This window comes from Pseudomonas sp. Bout1 (genome assembly GCF_034314165.1).
In the GTDB taxonomy this organism is placed as follows: Bacteria; Pseudomonadota; Gammaproteobacteria; order Pseudomonadales; family Pseudomonadaceae; genus Aquipseudomonas.
Genome location: NZ_JAVIWK010000001.1, coordinates 2,611,971 through 2,627,415, shown reverse-complemented (window position 1 = coordinate 2,627,415; position 15,445 = coordinate 2,611,971). Strand labels below are relative to the sequence as shown.

Genomic DNA, 15,445 nt, shown 5'->3' with positions numbered 1-15,445 from the left:
TAAGCCACCGTAACTCTTGATAAATAGCGTTGGCACAGAAACTGCTAAGAGCGAAACAGGCATGACTATTCGAATAGAAAGCTGGGGCTCATTTATCTATTCACAAGGAACACGCTTAATGGATCAAATCTTTCGGGGAGAGTTGCAAAAGTTGACACTTGCCGTGCGGCAAGCAACTTGGCTGGCGATGCTGGGACTGGGTTCAGCCGTGGTATTTTCCGCCGGCGTACAAGCCGATGACGAAGTCGCGCCATCCACCGGGACGCGGCTGAAAACAGTCACGGTAGAGGCACAAAAAATCACGCCCGTTGAGGCGGCGAAGAGTCAGTTGTCCGAAGTGCCAGGGGGCACCAGCGTGGTGGACAGTGAACAGGTGGCCAAGGGGCGGACCGCTACCTTGCAGGACACTCTCGCCTATCAGCCGGGCGTGTTTGTGCAGTCTACCGGCGGTAATGACGCGGCCAAGATTTCCATCCGTGGATCGGGCGCCAACACCTCGCCGGGGTATTTCCGCGAGGGCATCAAGTTCCTGTTCGACGGCCTGCCGATCACCGGCCCAGGCGGCACACCCTACGAATTCCTCAACGGCTCGGGGGTGAACTACACCGAAATCCTGCGCGGCGCCAACGCCTTCCAGTACGGCGCGTTGAGCCTTGGCGGCGCCATCAACTTCGTCAACCAGACCGGCTACACCGCGCCCGGCCTGCGGGTGCGCGCGGAAACAGGGAGCTACGGCTACAACAAACAAAGCCTGAGTGTCGGCGGCGTCGAGGGTGCTTTTGATTACTATCTCAATGCCGACAACTACCGCAGTGATGGCTACCGCGACTACAGCCTGTCGAAAAGCCAGGGCGTGGTGGCCAACTTTGGCTACCGCTTCAGCCCGCAACTCGAAACCCGGGTGATGCTGCGTTACCGCGACGAGTTCCACAACGACCCAAGCGCCACCACCCTGGACGCGGTCAAGCATCACTCCGACCGCGCCAGCGCCACCGCCGAAAGCAGCGGCGCCGGCAGCCGCCGACCCGGCAGCGTATGGGCCGGCAGCAAAACCACCTACACCTTCGACGACGACGCCACCCTATCGGTGGGTTTCGTCTACTATCAGTACGCTCACAACAACAGCCCGAACAGCCCAAGCAACCCCAGCTACTGGGACTGGCATGACCTGAGCGCCGTGATCAACTACGACCGCCGCGACACGCTGTTCGGCCACGAAAGCCGCTCCAGCCTGGCCTTCACCTCCACCGAACACCTCAAGGGCCAGGTCGACTCCACCTTCGCCAACAAACAGACGCGCAAGTTCGTCGACTACAGCTCCTCGTTCGACCACGTGTTCTCCCTGGGCAACGACCTCGAACTGGTCGACGGCCTATGGCTGACCAGCGGCGTCTCGGCGATCAACGTGCGCCGCCATGCCGACGTCAAGGAGTCGCTGGTCGCCAATACGACCACTTACCCGAGCGACGTGACCTACGACAACTGGAGCCTTGCTCCACGAGTCGGTGTGCGCTACGAGTTCAACCCACAACTGCAAGTGTTCGCCAACGTCAGCCGCTCCGTCGACCCACCGGCGTCGTGGGAATACTCCGGCTCCGGGCCGACTTCGCCGTATGTACGGCCACTGGTGGAACAGAAAGCCAACACCGTGGAAGTCGGGATCAAGGGCTCATCAGGCATCTTCGACGGCAGCCTGGCGCTGTACCGTTCGTGGGTGCAAAACGAATTACTCAACGTGCAGATCATTCCGGCGACGTCCAGCGCTGCGGCGGTGACCGGCGCGTTCAACGCCACACCGACGATCCACCAAGGGATCGAGGCCGGGTTGAATACGCGCCTATGGGAAAACACCTCGGGTGAAAAGATCACCTTGCGCCAGGTGTATACCTATAACGACTTCTACTACCGGCACGACCCAACCTTCGGCGACAACCAATTGCCGGGGATTCCGAAACATATCTACCAGGGCGAAGTGCAGTATCAGCATCCGGCAGGCTTCTATACCGGAGTGAATGTGCAGTCGGCCTCGCGTACAGCGGTGGACTATGCCAACAGCTTCTACGCGCCCTCCTACACGATCTTCGGGGCGAACGTGGGGTATGAAACGCCGAGTAAGGACTGGAAGGTGTCACTGGATTTGAAGAACCTGACCAATCAGAAATACGTGACGGCGGTGCAGCCGTTGTATGACGCGAAGGGGCAGGATACGGCGTCGTTGTATCCGGGGGATGGGATTGGGGCTTATGTGGCGGTGGAAATGCGCTACTAGCAGGCCTTTATGAACCATCGATGGTTGAGCTTACGGCGTAGCCTCAGCCATCGTGCATCAGCGTTGATCACTGAAAAAAGGACGCCACCGTGAGAGGCGTTGTATAAAGCTGACCTTCAACCCATGGAAGGCCATACCAGGATGCTCGAAAAAAGCTTGACGACCGCAATCGTGCTTGGCGTCTTCAGCCTGTCTGCAACTGCGGACAGCTTTACAGAACTCAATACGCCAGACAAGTCGGGGTACATGTGGGGACAGCTATACAAAAACACCAAAGCGGCGTGCGGAACACTGCCTCAGGATCTTGAGGATGATTATGCAAAATCCATTCAGCTGCTTTCAGAGGCGAGCCCGGAATTTGAATCCACCTATCAGGATGGCCTGAAGCCCGCTATCAAAAAGCCGCCGTCTCGCTCTGCTGAAGAACGGGAAAGCGATTGCAATACGGGCCGGTCAGCCATGAGAACCCAGGTCAAGCTGGCACGGTTCTGGTTTATGGGGAGTTGGTGAGTCGCGGCATAATCCCGGGACGCAAAAAAGCCGGACTGGCGACAGTTCGGCTCAATTACTGAAAAATATGGTCGGGACGGAGTGATTCGAACACTCGACCCCTAGCACCCCATGCACGCAGTAACACCGTAAGCCCTTGTGAAATGGCTGTTTTTACTGGCGCTCGCTGCAATCGAATGCCCACAAGAGCTTACAAGTGCGTGAGAGAGTCACGCAAAAGTCACGCACCCTCCCCGGCGTCCTGCCGACCTAACACAAACTACCTAAATAACACCGACTGCTAAACTGTTCACTCCACCAGAGGAACGCCGATGCCAAACTCAGACCTGCTCCCTTCCCTGCTCTCCAAGCTCTACGAAAACCAGCTTGCGCTCGAAGCCTCGATCATGGAGCTATCGAACTGGGTCGAGCAGCGCGGTTCCGCCGATGTGGCCGAAAACGTGCGCGGCGCCCTACACACCATCGACGAGAACGAAGAGTTCATCAAACTGACCCTGGCCGTCCTCATGGCCCCTGACTGATCGTCGGGTAAGCCTGCATTTCGTCGGCCAACACCTCCGGCATTCTCACGCCTCGACTACTGTATGCACATACAGCATTCGGACCCCCCCACATCATGAATATCAATGAAGACACCTGCGAGTGGCTTGGATGCCCTACGCCCTTGGAAATGTACAAGCACCACTGCTCGATGATCGAAGATGAGGTTTCCGAGCTGCAGGTGCAGCTGCGCAAGGCGCGGGCGAACATATCCGGCCTGGTGCAGATGAATGACGCGCTGGCCACCGGCAAAGCGAAGGTAGAGAAAACGCTCAAGATAGCCCTGGTTGAAATCAGTGGGCTGAAAGAACGATGCTCGGAGCCTGCCATTCTCGGCATGAAGCTCGTTGCCGAGCAGCGCGATTACCTTCTCAGGGAGAACCAGCGGCTGCTGGCTGAACTTAAGAGACTAAAAGAAACCTCAGCCTAACTCCTCGCCGTACGCGGCGACCGCCTCTTCAACCAGCTCGCACCACTCTCCACTGTCGATCACGCCGCGCTCTTTCATGTCGTCAGCCAGTACCAGGCGCGATTCGTATCGATCTTCCGGAGCGGCCGCGATGAAGTCCGGATCGTTGCGCAGCGCAAACCATGCCTCCATTGCGCTGATCTGTTCGATGTTGATCGCCATGACGAATACCTGGGGCCAGTGTCTACAGTGTAGAGATTGGCCTGGTCCCGGCTGTTCATTGGGGCCGACGAGCGGAGACAGCTATGTGCGGAAGACTTTCCCAGTACAGCGGCATCCACGACTTTGTTGCAGCACTCAGCATGCCCAATGCCTTGGCGAACTCCGTCGGTGAATTACCGCTGGAGCGCTACAACGTCGCCCCGACAACCCAAGTCGCCTTGCTTCACCTGCAGGGCTACCTGCTGCATGCCGACCTGGTGCGCTGGGGATGGCGACCGCACTGGGCTAAGGATAGGGCCGCGCCGATCAACGCCCGCGTCGAGAAGGTGGCCCACGGCCCGTTCTTCCGGGCGATTTGGCCGCACCGGGCAATCACGCCCATAGATAACTGGTTTGAGTGGGTGGACGAAGGCGGGCCGAAGAAGCAGCCCTACCTGATCCGCAGGCGGGATGGCGCGCCCGTGCTGTGCGCCGCCATTGGCCAACTGCCCGATAGCGATGAAGGCCCGGGCGAGCATGATGGCTTCGTGATCATCACTGCCGACAGCGCCGGCGGAATGGTGGACATCCACGACCGACGGCCCGTGGTGCTGACGCCGGACCTGGCCAGGGAATGGCTGGACCCGGCCACGCCCAAAGAGCGCGCCGAGCAGATGGTGCTGCACCAGGGCGAGCCGGCCGAGGCCTTTGAATGGTTCAAGGTCGATACGGCCGTGGGCAACGTTAGGAGCAAGGGGCCGGAGCTAATCCAACCAACCAACGTCTAGTTTGGAATATGGCGCAGCCAAGTTGGCAGGTTGATCAAAACGCCATGAAGCTATGTTGACAAAACCCTGAATTCACCATCACGGGAATTTTCTTCATGTAATCCAGGTAACGGGATTAGGCTCGAGCAGGCAACATAACCTTTCATGATATCTTCCCGCCATACCCGCTTTTATTGAGGGATGGGGTGGGGATAGAAACCCCGAAGGTCAGGGAGTTCGGGTTTTCGATTGCCTATGGCGATAGTGTGCAAATGATTAGGGGCAGCGACCCTGAAGTGGAGACGTAGCAATGTGCAACTCATATCCTAGTAAGCTAATTATTAAAACGACCTCAAAGCCAAAAAAACATCTATCAGGCCTTTTAGCCTTACTTATAGGTGGTTTTGTTTTTGCGAACTCCAGCACATCTTTTGCTGATGAAAATCTCGACATGTATGACGCAAAAAAACTAATAGAACAGGGTAAGTTTAAAGAGGCAAAGACAATACTACTAAGAGAAGAAAAAACCATAACCGACATTGGAAAACTATGCTCCATATACAGCTCAATGCTAGGCATAGCATCAATAAGCGATAACAAAGAAGAAGGAGCACAATACGCTAACTTATTTCAAAAATGCTATAAGGAAAACAGCACCCCCTATATTTTTCTTGGGGCCATGACAATCTATTTTAAAGGAGAGCACGATAAAGCATTACGTATCATGGATAAACTCTTAGACAAGATAAGCAATGAACTTACCGAGGAAAAAAAACCAGACCTCCATGTTTTTGAGGATAAAAATTTAGTATCTACTATTTATAGACTTAAAGCCTCTGACCTCCTGATCCGCCAAGAGCCACAAAAAGTAAAAGCCACGATTATTTCGTTTGCGGAAAAGTCTTATGAAGCGACACCATTTGGTGACGCTGAAGTATTCTTAGCTGCCATCTACAAATTTTATGGCGATACTGAGCGTTCAAAATCAATTATAGAAAAAAGTGATGGAAGAACTACTGAGGCACACTCTGTTGACGTAATTTTAAAATCGATCAAGCAGAAAATAGATAATGCTTCAGTCTCACCTTAAGTACGTTGACTCGGAAAATTATGGCAACTTTCAAAAAAAACTTAAATTACCGAGACACCTCCCTGACATACGCTTGGCACGCCCGTAGCGCGATCAATCCTTGGTCGCCGGCATCGGTGATGCCGATAATTCGTTGAGCATGCGCTGGGTCAAGTTGGGCTCGACGGGCCGCATGAACCATGCCGACGGCGCCGGGGGCGGCAGGCATGTTGCAGCCACTGGCTGAATCCGTGGCGTCGAGAAGGACTGACAGCCGCACATCAGCAGTAGCAAGACGGTCACGCAGCAAAGCCTGGTTGCGCTGGGCATCGGATAATTCCTTGGTGTGTTGTTGGTCGGAGGCGGCCAGTTGCTGCTCGGTGGCCAGGCGCTTGTCCTGCTCGGCACGGGCCTGGGCTGCGGCGGCATTGCCGATCGCGGCAAGGTCCGTCTGAAACTGGGCGCCCTGCTCTGCCACTACCTTGCCCAGGCGCCAGTCCTGCACCTTCCAGGCAGCTCCGAAACTCGCGGCCATGGCCAGGAGGATCAGCACCGCCAGGCCGGCCAGCTTCTGCACCGGCGTCATAACTCATCCTCCCAGTCGGGCAGATCAACCGTCTGCCCCGCCAATTTATGCGTGCAGTCACCAAGGAACTGAATGCGCCCGTCGGTCACGAACGAATGGCAAATCCTTGGGCCGTCCGACCAGTTATATCGGACCAGCACCGACGGCGTGAACGTGGGGGCATCGGCGTTGCCGTTGTAGCCCCAGCGAGGGCCTGGGCCAACTCCAGTGGAAATACCGTGGACCATGTCGCAGCCCGGGCACTCGAAGAAAAGATCACCCTCCCTGGCCTTGGCCAATACCCTCGACAGCCTGGTGAATCCTGTGCCGCTCATGCCAGCACACCGCCAGCCAGGCGGTACTGCTTCAGCAGATCCTCCAGGCGGTGTTCGCGCTGCCCGTATCCGGCCCCGGGCAGGCTGGCCCAGATATTCCGGCACTTCGCGATAGCCGTTTCGATCCGACCGGCAACCACGTCGGGCAAAGCCCGGCACTCCCGGATGTGCTGCAGCGCCAGAAGATCCTGGCTGATCGGGCTGAAGTCAGGCAGCTGGAGCAGCGCTTTGTAGTGCGGCCAGTCCTTCAGCATCTGCTGGTACCGGCCGGAAGCATTGGAAGTCAGCCCCTTGCTGTTGATGACCTTTGACGCGCGACCCTTGGCGAACGGGTGATCGGTGAAGTCCTTGAAGATCTCGGGCTTACGATCGGCACCAGTGACGATCACGTCGTAACCATCCATGACTGTTGCCGGTGATGTGCTGGTGCCCTCGGACCAGGCGAGCATATCGAGGAAGGCCAGCGCGTTGCGGCCGCCAGCGAGCGATTCAGAAAGTCGTGCCATTGCTTTTCTCCAGGCAATAAAAAGCCCGCTCAACGGCGGGTATTGGTGTTCATTTGGGGATCAGCCCACGACAGGATCGATAGCGGCGGGCAGCGGGTACCGGGCCTTGATTGCAGCCACGGACGCCAGCCAGGCGGCGTAATCCGGTTCGCGCCCCTGGCTCAGGGCGTCGTAGTCAGCCTCCAAGCGCAGTGGGTCGGATTCGGACAGGTAGGCCGAACGGCGCAATGACAGCGCCGTGTCGAGGTCCGCTTGCAACTGATCGGTCTGGCGCTGTTCGGCGGTGATCATCTTGCTGAAGTCGATATTGCTCATGCTGGCAGGCTCACTTTTCCGTCAGGCGGGTCGATGATGTCCGAAGGGAACCGTGCCGAGACAGATGCCTCTGGGCCGCACGGGAACATCAGGGTCAGGAACAATTGCCCGTTGATGCGCGTCACATCGCTGGCCAGGGCATCGCACTTCACCGCCTCAGCTGGGAGCGTGGCGCCTTCTGGCATTGCGCTGAAATCGAAGCGCTCGCCGTTGATGGTCAGTACGTCCGCGCGCCGCACAATCGTCAGCGCTTCGCTCGGGTCAATCGGGGCATAGGGTGACAACTTGATCTTCATTAGAACCACCGTCCGATGCATAGAATTTGTGTGGTGCCGATCGTCTGCGCTGTTGCGCCGTTCCTGTAAACGATCCTGACTGTGTTGGAGTTCACCGAGTAGGAGGTCGTAAACCCGTAAGTATCAAACGACGATGTTGGAATGCCGGTCGCAACTACTGAGAACGCCGAACTTGCGAACTGAGCAGCAATGGTCATGTTGCCGAAGTCCTTCAGCTGGTTGGCCGTCATATCAACGAGGGTTGTCACCAGGCGCTGGCAGATCATCGTGCCGTCGGCAAACTTCACGTAGGTGCCGTTTGCGTTCGACCCGGACTCAAACACGGCGCCTGTCGGCACACCGCCGGCCTGCGACACAGAGCCAAGCAGCGCAGCAACTGCGGAAGAGCCCAAGCCGAGGCTGTTGCGTGCTGCGGCCTGTGTACTGCCCCCGGTACCGCCTTTCGCCACGGGCACGATGTTTTCCGTGGACACCGAACCCAGGCCGGCAAGTGTTGCGCCCCATTGCTGAATCATGGCCCGGGCTTGGTCGGCCAGATCCTTGGTATACCCCTGCACTGGTGTCAGCGCATAAACGCCGGCGGCGTTGGTGGCGCTTCTATAGTTTGGCGTGATGGAAAGCGCGGTATTGCTCGCGATGTTGGTGATTTCGTACCAGCCACCATCAGGCCCAAGGAACGCATCCCCTACCCGGCTATTTGCCAGGAAAGCCGTACCGGTGCCAATGACCGCGTTTGAGTTCAAAGTTACAGAAACTGTGCCGGCTCGATACCAGGGCATGTTTATCTCCAGAAAGCATTAAACCCGCCAACGAATCAGGCGAGCGCTAGTTAATTAAGTGTTGGAGGCGCGGCGGTGTTACTGAACGATTCTTCCGACCATCACGGTAAGGCCGGCGACAATGGCGTTTTGAGTGGAGATCATGCCGAGAGTAAGAATTCTGCTCGGGTAGTTCCACATAGCCGCAATTTGACGACTCGCAGTGCCGGAGGCGATGGTCACCGACCTCATGGTCAAGTTGTTTATAAGCATGTATTCGTCTTCAGCCATGTTGAACTGGGAGTTGAAGTAGGTGATTGATACCCCCTGTCCGGTTGAGCCACTGCCCGCGTACGTCCAGTTGTTGCTAGACCGGACAAACAGAGCAGACGGGGTCCCGGAGTCAAAAATGACATTGCGGTTTGCATCCCGCAGGCGGGCGCCATAAGTCGCAAGAGCCTGAGCAACGAAGGTCGCAACAAACCAGCGCCCCACCGGCTTGATCGTGTACTTGTTGAAGATGCGCACACGAAACCCGGTCCAGTTTCCCGGCGAGCCAAATATTTCAAGGTTGCTCATCCCAATAATGCCTGCGGCACTGTCGGGCCTGATAAAAACAAGGGGCTGCTCTTGAGTTGTAATTGGTGATGGGAAGTAAGTAGACGAGGAGTTTCCGTTCTCCTCGGTGCCCACGTACCGGCCTTTGTAAAGAACGACCAGCCTGGAGAATTCAGAATCGAGAATAATTCGATCGTCATCGACAGACTTGAACATCAGGCCATATGAATCCGCCATGTTATTTGAACCTCGTAACGACCAGTCGCTGCCGCGTTATTGTTATTGCGGAGTTCCCGTAAGGATCACCTCTAATCGTTCGCCAGACCCTGACGAACCCGTTAAAAACCTCGGGTTCAAGTTGAGCATCCTGCAAAGCGTTCAGGCTCTGTACGGGCATCACAAACGCAGCCGCGTTTTGAGGGGTGATACCCGCAACAGCAAGGTCCACATACTTCGTGGACCAAAACTGAGGCTGCATAATTTCGGAGTAAACGACCCTCATCGTGAACGAGTTTTCATCGATCTCAATGACCCCAGTTGGTCCTTTGACCCGCATCCCGAAATTCATACGGAAAGCCTCCCGACCGTCACCCGATCAATATCGTTCGCGTCATAGACGGTCAGACCGTTGTTGTTGAGCAAGGTGGATCCGTCAGCGCCCGTGCTTCGCAGCGTGAAGGTGCCGGCCTTGACGTTGATCTCCAGGAGCGGACGACCTTTAGCGTCAACCGCTTCAGAGCGAAGCGTCATACCCAGCACGATCTCCTGGATAAACGCCTGGCTGATCAGCGCGGTATCGATAACAACCTGTCCGTTTTGAACTACAAACGGGGTGACGAAGCCTCCACCCGCCAGAGTGTTCACCACCGCGAACCTGTCAGCGCTCACCAAGAACTGGCTTTGCAGCAGACCATCAGCACTTTGCTCGATGCCAAGCCCGATGCCGGCGGCCACGTACTGGCCGTTTTGGTTGACCTGCATCTTCACCGCCCACATTGTGGACAGCTTGCCGTCGGTATCCGCTTGGGCTTTCGCCGTGATCTGGATCGCCGCCTGGCTCTTCCACTCGTTGAGCGCGCTGGCCAGGTCACCCTCATCTGTGCCGTCACGCCCGCCACCGATCACGGCCTGGAGCGTGGTGGTTTGAGAGGCGATCGCACTGTTGGTATCGGCCAGAGACTGAGTAACCGTCCGGACGGCTGCAGAGTTTTCATCAACCTTCGCCTGCGTGGTATCGACCCTCTTACCCAGAGCGGTGTCAGCGTCCGCCCTGGTAGTTGCCTCTTGGCTGATCGCCGCAGCGTTACCGCCGACGGTGACACCCATCTGATCTATGCGTATGCCAAGGGCGCTATCAGCATCTGTTCTGGTCGAGGCCTCACTACCAATCGCCGCCGTGTTGCCGTCGACATCGCTTTTCAACTGATCCAGTCGAGTCGTTGTCGCCAGCTTATCGGTGGCCACCGCCCGCTCCAGCGTAGTCAGCCCGGCCTTGTTCGCACCCACCGCGGCATCCAATGACGTCGTGCGCTCTACCAGCGCCAGGTTGTCAGAGGCTTGCACCTTCACCTGCTGGGCGAACTTCGCCGTGGCATCCCAGCCTTGCAGGGCGTCGGTCAGCGCGCCCTCTCCGTTATCCTCCCGCCAGCTCGCCTGAAGCGATTGCAGTGCAGATGCCTGGGCAGTGACCTTGCCATCCACAGTATCGATGGACGCCTTGTTCTGCTGGATCTGCAGCGCCATGGCCTTGGTTGTCTCGGCAATGGTGCCGATATCGAACCAGTACGCAGCGTTTGGTGGTGTAGTGTTTTTCGGTACCGGTGCGGTGGCTTGGTACAGGTGCTGACCCTGCCGCACCACGTCGCCGGCAGCGTAGGTTTTGGTCGGATCGTAGACCAGGGCGTCCGTGATCTGGTCGATCAGGTCTTCCAATTCCTGCTTGGCCTGCTCCAGGCGGTCATTTACCGACCCTGGGCCGTCGCCGGAAATCAGTTCGATCTCCTTGACCAGTTCCTGAGCCAGTTGAGTTTTGCCGATCTGCCCGGCGATCAGGTCGAGGATCGGCCCGGCCTGCGAACTGGCCCGACCCATAACCCCATTCACCACCGGATAGAACGGACCGATGTTGCCAGTACGGTCCACCAGGCGCGCCCAGAAGAAGAACTGCGCGCCCGCCAGCAGCGACTGCATGCGGTAGTCAGCCTGCGGGTATGCCAAATCCGCCAGCTTCGTCGCGGCGCCGAGGTTGTTCGTCGGGTTATACCAGAGCTCCGTTCGCTGGGTGTCTTCGGCGCCAGCAGGGAAACCCCACTTCAAGCCGATGCCGAACAGTTCACTGGTGGTGGTCAGGAACGACACCGCCGGCGGCAGGCCGACCTTCCCTTTCAGGTTGGTCAGGTTGGAGCTTTTCCAGATCGACGAGATCTCGAACGCGCTCACAGAGCGGACCCGGGCCAAGTAGGCGCCCGAGTAGATGCCGGTGACGTCCACACTTGTCGACCCGGTGCGCTGGACCTTGATCCAGTTGCCACTGTCCTTGCGCCACTCCACGTCGTAGGCGATCGCACCGTTCACGGCTGTCCACGAGATGTTCATGGTGCTGATGGCGATGCCCTGGTTCACGGCGTAGCTCGACGTCAGAGTGACGCTCGCCGGTGCCGGAACCACGGTGATCGGGATAACGCTGATTGGCCGCTCTTCCAGCCGGGCGCCGGTATCGATGTGCGCGAACTTGCTCGGGTCGTACTGCACGGCGGAGATTTCGAACACGCCAGGCTCTGGCCGGGAAACGCTGGTCACACGGTACAGCGGGATGGCCAGGTCGTCAGCGTCGAGCGCCCACACCAGTTCTCGCTCAGGCGCGACGGAATATGCAGTGGTCACGGTGACATGCCGACCGCTGACCAGTTGCACGGTGCGTCCTTCGCACTTGCCGTCGGGCAGATTGAGGATCAGCCGGTCACCGGGTTTGGCCTGGGTGTCGCGATCGAGGGTGATGAGCTTGCCGTTGACTGCTGAAATGCGGCCGCCCACCGGTCGCCCAGCCAGCAGTTCGTCAGCAATCGGGATCACGTAGCCGGGCAGCGGGATACGCCCATCGAGGCCGACACGAAACGTCACAGCCCTGTCCTTGGAGTTAGTGAGCAGGGCCCACTTGCCACGGCGCTGGGCTTCCGATTCACGCGTGCAGCCGATCGCGCTGATCTCCAGCGGGTTATCGCCGTAGCGCCGCTGCAGCTTTTGGTCGGTCACCGCCGTGACGTCGGTGTCGAAGTTGTTCGCCGGGTTGTCGTAGCTGATCAGGGCCCGGCTGTAGCGGGTGCGCTCCGAGGCGCTGGAGTAGGTAAACGGCTGACGACCCTCAGTTATGACGTTCGCACCGGTATAGGCGAAGTCGAAGTCCGTGGCCCGCGGCATATCCGACAGGGTGAACACCTGGCCCTGGGCCCAATAGGTCATGCCTCGGTAAATTGCCGAAATGTCGCGCAGCAATCCCCAGGCATCAGCCTTGCTCTGCAGGTTCAGGTTGCAGATGAAGCGCGGCTCCATGCCCCCCTTCCCATCCGGTACCGACTGGTCGCAGTACTGCGAGATACGATAAAGCTCCCACTTGTCGACCATCCAAGGCTTGATGCGGCGGCCCAAGCCAAAGCGGTCCACGGTGGTGATTCCGTAGGTCGCCCAGACTGGGTTGTTGGTGTAAGCCTCTTTCAGCGTCCCATCCCAGATACCGCTGTATGTCCGCGAAACTGGGTCATAGTTGCTGGGGACCTGCCATTTACGAGCCTTGCAGCCGACTGTTACCGCTGGAATGCTGCGGAACTGCTCGGCCGAAAACTCGATGTAGAGCAGCGCGGTGTTCGGGTACCGCAACTTGGCGTCGATCACCTCTGTAAATCCGGCGATCTGCATGGTGTCGGAGATTTTGTTGTTGTTCTGGTTGATCGTCAGTCGCGTGATGCGCATCAGCCAACCAGAAGCAGCCTTCGGCAAATCGATTCGGCGGGTCCGCTCGTACACGCTGGTAGTCTTGCCGTCGACAGCCTCACTCAGCACCTGCTGATAGGCGCCGCCGTCGGTTGCCAGTTCAACCTTGTACTCGATCCGGTACCCGTTGATGTTGCCGCCGGCGTCTACGGACTGAAGAGCTGGCCAGGCGAAGCGCACGCGCACGGCGGAAAGCTGAGTGTTGCTGATCGACTTAACCCATGGCGTGCCGCTGCGCAACTCGGTGCCAATCGTGGTTTCGTTCTCGACAGATGGAATTCCGTGGATATAGGTCTGGTCCACCCCCCCGGTGCGCCATTCCCACTTCACGTTCGGGAAGTTCATGTTGCCCTGAGGGTCTTGCAGCGGGGTGTTGTCGAGATAAATGTCCTGGGCAGTTGGCGTACCCTCGAACTCACCCTCCCCTATGGCGATCAACATTTTGGCGATGGCAACGGAGCGCAGGCTGTCCGGGGCCTCAGTTGGCGTTTTTGGTTTCTCTTCGCCGCCTTTGGCGCCGTGGATATCAATCTTGCGTGCTGCGCCCATGCTTTTCTCCAGGCAATAAAAAACCGCCTCGTGGGCGGCTGCGGTGCTTCAGGTGTTGGCTACATCTGGTCTTCGGCGTAGATGGCGGCACTGATGATTGCACCTCCCCAGCGGCGCTCTCCGATGCAGAGCGGTACCGGGTTACCGGATGCCGTGGTGTTCTTGGCGCTACCGAATGCGTAGCCGGGCGTATTTTCTGGCGCAGCGCTGGTCTTTAGGCCGCCGGCCTGTGGACTGAGCATTTGAATTACGCCACCCAGCACCATCGAGCCCCCCATCATGATCAAGGCCGAACCAAACGGAGCGCCTGCGCCGAAGGTGCCCCCGGTAATCACCGCGCCGACAACGATCAGCACGGCCCCGATAATGGTTTGGAGTGCTCCTGCGCGCTTGCTGCCGGTGATGACGGGGGCTATACGGATATCCCCTTCACCGACGAACCCCAGTTCCTTTTCCGCCAGGTTCGTCGCGCCGCGGAATACGGCGAACTCGATTCCCCTGGATTTGGCATTGGAAAGGAAGCGCTCGAACCCCGGTATTTGAACACATAGAGCCTTGACGGCCTCGGCCGGTGTCCTCACTGCCATCCGGAAAGACCGGCCAAACTGCCGGAGCTGGCCATAGAGCAGAATCGTTGTCATAGGCTGATAATTGATGGCAAGTGCCGCCATATGCTTTCTCTCCAGGCAATAAAAAAGCCCGCCGAAGCGAGCCTTGAACAATTTGATGTGCGGCTACAGGCAGCCTTGCAATGCCGTCAGTCGTTTATTGGCGATCCAGTTACCGACCACCACGTAATACTTGGCCTCAGAGCCTGAACCCTTAGGCTGGATATCAACGAAGTACTGAGAGCCCTCAGTGAATACTGTATATCCGGTGTCGCGCCCTGGCTGAAGCGTGGCCCCTGGCGTACCGCCGAAGATTGGCTGATTCTGCCATTCGTACTGGACGCACTTAGCCAGCGCGGCGTCGGATTTCTGAGAGGCCAGTACCTTGTACGGCCCTTCTTGGCGAGCCTCGTTCATCGTCGGCGCCATACACCCCGCCAGCATCGCCACCGCTACCGCCACTATCAAAATCCGCATGTCGTTCCCTCTTGAGGCTATAGGCTCTCGCCTTACACTTTTAGCTTGGCGGTGCTTATTGCATCCAGGAAAACGCGAATATTTTCCTGAACCGCCCGGTTGATGGACTCTTTTATGCGGGTGGCTCCCAAGAACGCATAAGAACCAGGCACCGACCCAACCGTGTAGACCTCCCTCTCATAGATGATCTTGCCGGACTTCCTGTTCACGATTTGATATGTCGCCCTGGCCTTGGTCGTCATTGTCACCCCGCCTCCAGCGATGTCCAATTCCGAGATCTTCACGAAAATATTCACCTTGTTGGCGGAGTCGTCGTCGAATACGGAAATTCGATTTACACCTTCTCGAAGGCCGCTTTCCCAAAACCTTGGCACTTCCTCGCCGCTTGATGGGATTTCACCGCGAGCCTCATTTGGAGCCGCGAACGAAACGGACATTGACCGGAGATCGGCGTCGATCTTATTGGTCGACATTTCCAATCCCTGAACGGAGAAATTCAATGGCGGTGGCGATGCGCACCCCGCCAAAAATGCTAATACCAAAGCACCAAACAGCATCTTCATGATTTGCCCTCTTCCTTAAAGGGCTGACTGTACCCCGTACCTGTCCAGGCATCCAGCGTGGATGGAATGCCAGTAACTGGGCAAAGGTTCGGCGTAGTAGCTTTGTGCCTCATTTCTAACCAGGGCAGGACGGAATATGGCGCTTTTCACGCAAGGCACCCGA

General features: G+C 57.7%; 18 protein-coding genes. 6 read left to right on the top strand and 12 right to left on the bottom strand.

Features of this window, described 5'->3' with window-relative positions:
- Positions 1 to 118: 118 nt before the first annotated feature.
- The 4 genes from RGV33_RS12290 (at position 119) to RGV33_RS12275 (ending at position 3,749) form a co-directional block, all read left to right on the top strand.
- A complete protein-coding gene (locus RGV33_RS12290) occupies positions 119 to 2,269 on the top strand; it encodes a TonB-dependent receptor (RefSeq protein ID WP_322144442.1) in 2,151 nt (716 codons plus the stop codon).
- A 141-nt stretch (positions 2,270 to 2,410) separates the two neighbouring features.
- Entirely contained in the window at positions 2,411 to 2,779 is a 369-nt protein-coding gene (locus tag RGV33_RS12285) for a hypothetical protein (RefSeq protein ID WP_322144441.1), read from the top strand.
- A 311-nt stretch (positions 2,780 to 3,090) separates the two neighbouring features.
- On the top strand, positions 3,091 to 3,300 hold the full coding sequence (locus RGV33_RS12280; protein ID WP_177044645.1) for a hypothetical protein: 210 nt from the start codon (positions 3,091 to 3,093) through the stop codon (positions 3,298 to 3,300).
- A gap of 95 nt (positions 3,301 to 3,395) precedes the next feature.
- Positions 3,396 to 3,749, top strand: coding sequence for a hypothetical protein (locus RGV33_RS12275; protein ID WP_322144440.1), 354 nt, complete (start codon positions 3,396 to 3,398; stop codon positions 3,747 to 3,749).
- On the opposite strand, the gene RGV33_RS12270 is transcribed toward RGV33_RS12275, so the two are convergent.
- On the bottom strand, positions 3,741 to 3,950 hold the full coding sequence (locus RGV33_RS12270; RefSeq protein WP_322144439.1) for a hypothetical protein: 210 nt from the start codon (positions 3,948 to 3,950) through the stop codon (positions 3,741 to 3,743). The genes RGV33_RS12275 and RGV33_RS12270 overlap by 9 nt on opposite strands.
- 83 nt (positions 3,951 to 4,033) lie before the next feature.
- On the opposite strand from RGV33_RS12270, the gene RGV33_RS12265 reads away from it, so the two are divergent.
- Both RGV33_RS12265 and RGV33_RS12260 read left to right on the top strand, forming a co-directional pair.
- Positions 4,034 to 4,717 carry an SOS response-associated peptidase gene (locus tag RGV33_RS12265; RefSeq protein ID WP_322144438.1) on the top strand — a complete coding sequence of 228 codons (684 nt, stop codon included), beginning with the start codon at positions 4,034 to 4,036 and terminating at the stop codon, positions 4,715 to 4,717.
- 289 nt (positions 4,718 to 5,006) lie between these two features.
- Positions 5,007 to 5,786, top strand: a complete 780-nt coding sequence (locus RGV33_RS12260) for a hypothetical protein (protein WP_322144437.1) — start codon at positions 5,007 to 5,009, stop codon at positions 5,784 to 5,786.
- 46 nt (positions 5,787 to 5,832) lie between these two features.
- Here the strand turns inward: RGV33_RS12260 and RGV33_RS12255 are convergent, their stop codons facing one another.
- The 11 genes from RGV33_RS12255 to RGV33_RS12205 form a co-directional block, all read right to left on the bottom strand.
- Positions 5,833 to 6,351, bottom strand: a complete 519-nt coding sequence (locus tag RGV33_RS12255) for a lysis system i-spanin subunit Rz (RefSeq protein WP_322144436.1) — start codon at positions 6,349 to 6,351, stop codon at positions 5,833 to 5,835.
- Positions 6,348 to 6,665, bottom strand: coding sequence for a DUF6527 family protein (locus RGV33_RS12250; RefSeq protein WP_322144435.1), 318 nt, complete (start codon positions 6,663 to 6,665; stop codon positions 6,348 to 6,350). Before RGV33_RS12250 ends, RGV33_RS12255 begins: the two co-directional genes overlap by 4 nt.
- Positions 6,662 to 7,171: a glycoside hydrolase family 104 protein gene (locus RGV33_RS12245; RefSeq protein ID WP_322144434.1), complete on the bottom strand. Its 510-nt coding sequence runs from the start codon at positions 7,169 to 7,171 to the stop codon at positions 6,662 to 6,664. Before RGV33_RS12245 ends, RGV33_RS12250 begins: the two co-directional genes overlap by 4 nt.
- 60 nt (positions 7,172 to 7,231) lie before the next feature.
- A complete protein-coding gene (locus RGV33_RS12240; RefSeq protein ID WP_322144433.1) occupies positions 7,232 to 7,486 on the bottom strand; it encodes a hypothetical protein in 255 nt (84 codons plus the stop codon).
- Positions 7,483 to 7,782 (bottom strand): hypothetical protein, encoded by a 300-nt coding sequence (locus RGV33_RS12235; protein ID WP_322144432.1) that lies wholly within the window; start codon positions 7,780 to 7,782, stop codon positions 7,483 to 7,485. The genes RGV33_RS12240 and RGV33_RS12235 overlap by 4 nt, the downstream gene beginning before the upstream one ends.
- The gene (locus RGV33_RS12230) at positions 7,782 to 8,561 is read right to left on the bottom strand and encodes a phage tail protein (protein ID WP_322144431.1); all 780 of its coding nucleotides are present in this window, start codon (positions 8,559 to 8,561) and stop codon (positions 7,782 to 7,784) included. Before RGV33_RS12230 ends, RGV33_RS12235 begins: the two co-directional genes overlap by 1 nt.
- A gap of 78 nt (positions 8,562 to 8,639) precedes the next feature.
- The gene (locus RGV33_RS12225; RefSeq protein ID WP_322144430.1) at positions 8,640 to 9,335 is read right to left on the bottom strand and encodes a hypothetical protein; all 696 of its coding nucleotides are present in this window, start codon (positions 9,333 to 9,335) and stop codon (positions 8,640 to 8,642) included.
- 327 nt (positions 9,336 to 9,662) lie between these two features.
- Positions 9,663 to 13,634, bottom strand: a complete 3,972-nt coding sequence (locus RGV33_RS12220) for a phage tail protein (protein WP_322144429.1) — start codon at positions 13,632 to 13,634, stop codon at positions 9,663 to 9,665.
- A 59-nt stretch (positions 13,635 to 13,693) separates the two neighbouring features.
- On the bottom strand, positions 13,694 to 14,305 hold the full coding sequence (locus RGV33_RS12215) for a tail assembly protein (protein WP_275964482.1): 612 nt from the start codon (positions 14,303 to 14,305) through the stop codon (positions 13,694 to 13,696).
- Between the two features lie 63 nt (positions 14,306 to 14,368).
- Positions 14,369 to 14,719: a hypothetical protein gene (locus tag RGV33_RS12210; protein ID WP_322144428.1), complete on the bottom strand. Its 351-nt coding sequence runs from the start codon at positions 14,717 to 14,719 to the stop codon at positions 14,369 to 14,371.
- Between the two features lie 32 nt (positions 14,720 to 14,751).
- Positions 14,752 to 15,282: a UDP-N-acetylglucosamine acyltransferase gene (locus tag RGV33_RS12205; protein WP_322144427.1), complete on the bottom strand. Its 531-nt coding sequence runs from the start codon at positions 15,280 to 15,282 to the stop codon at positions 14,752 to 14,754.
- Positions 15,283 to 15,445: the final 163 nt, after the last annotated feature.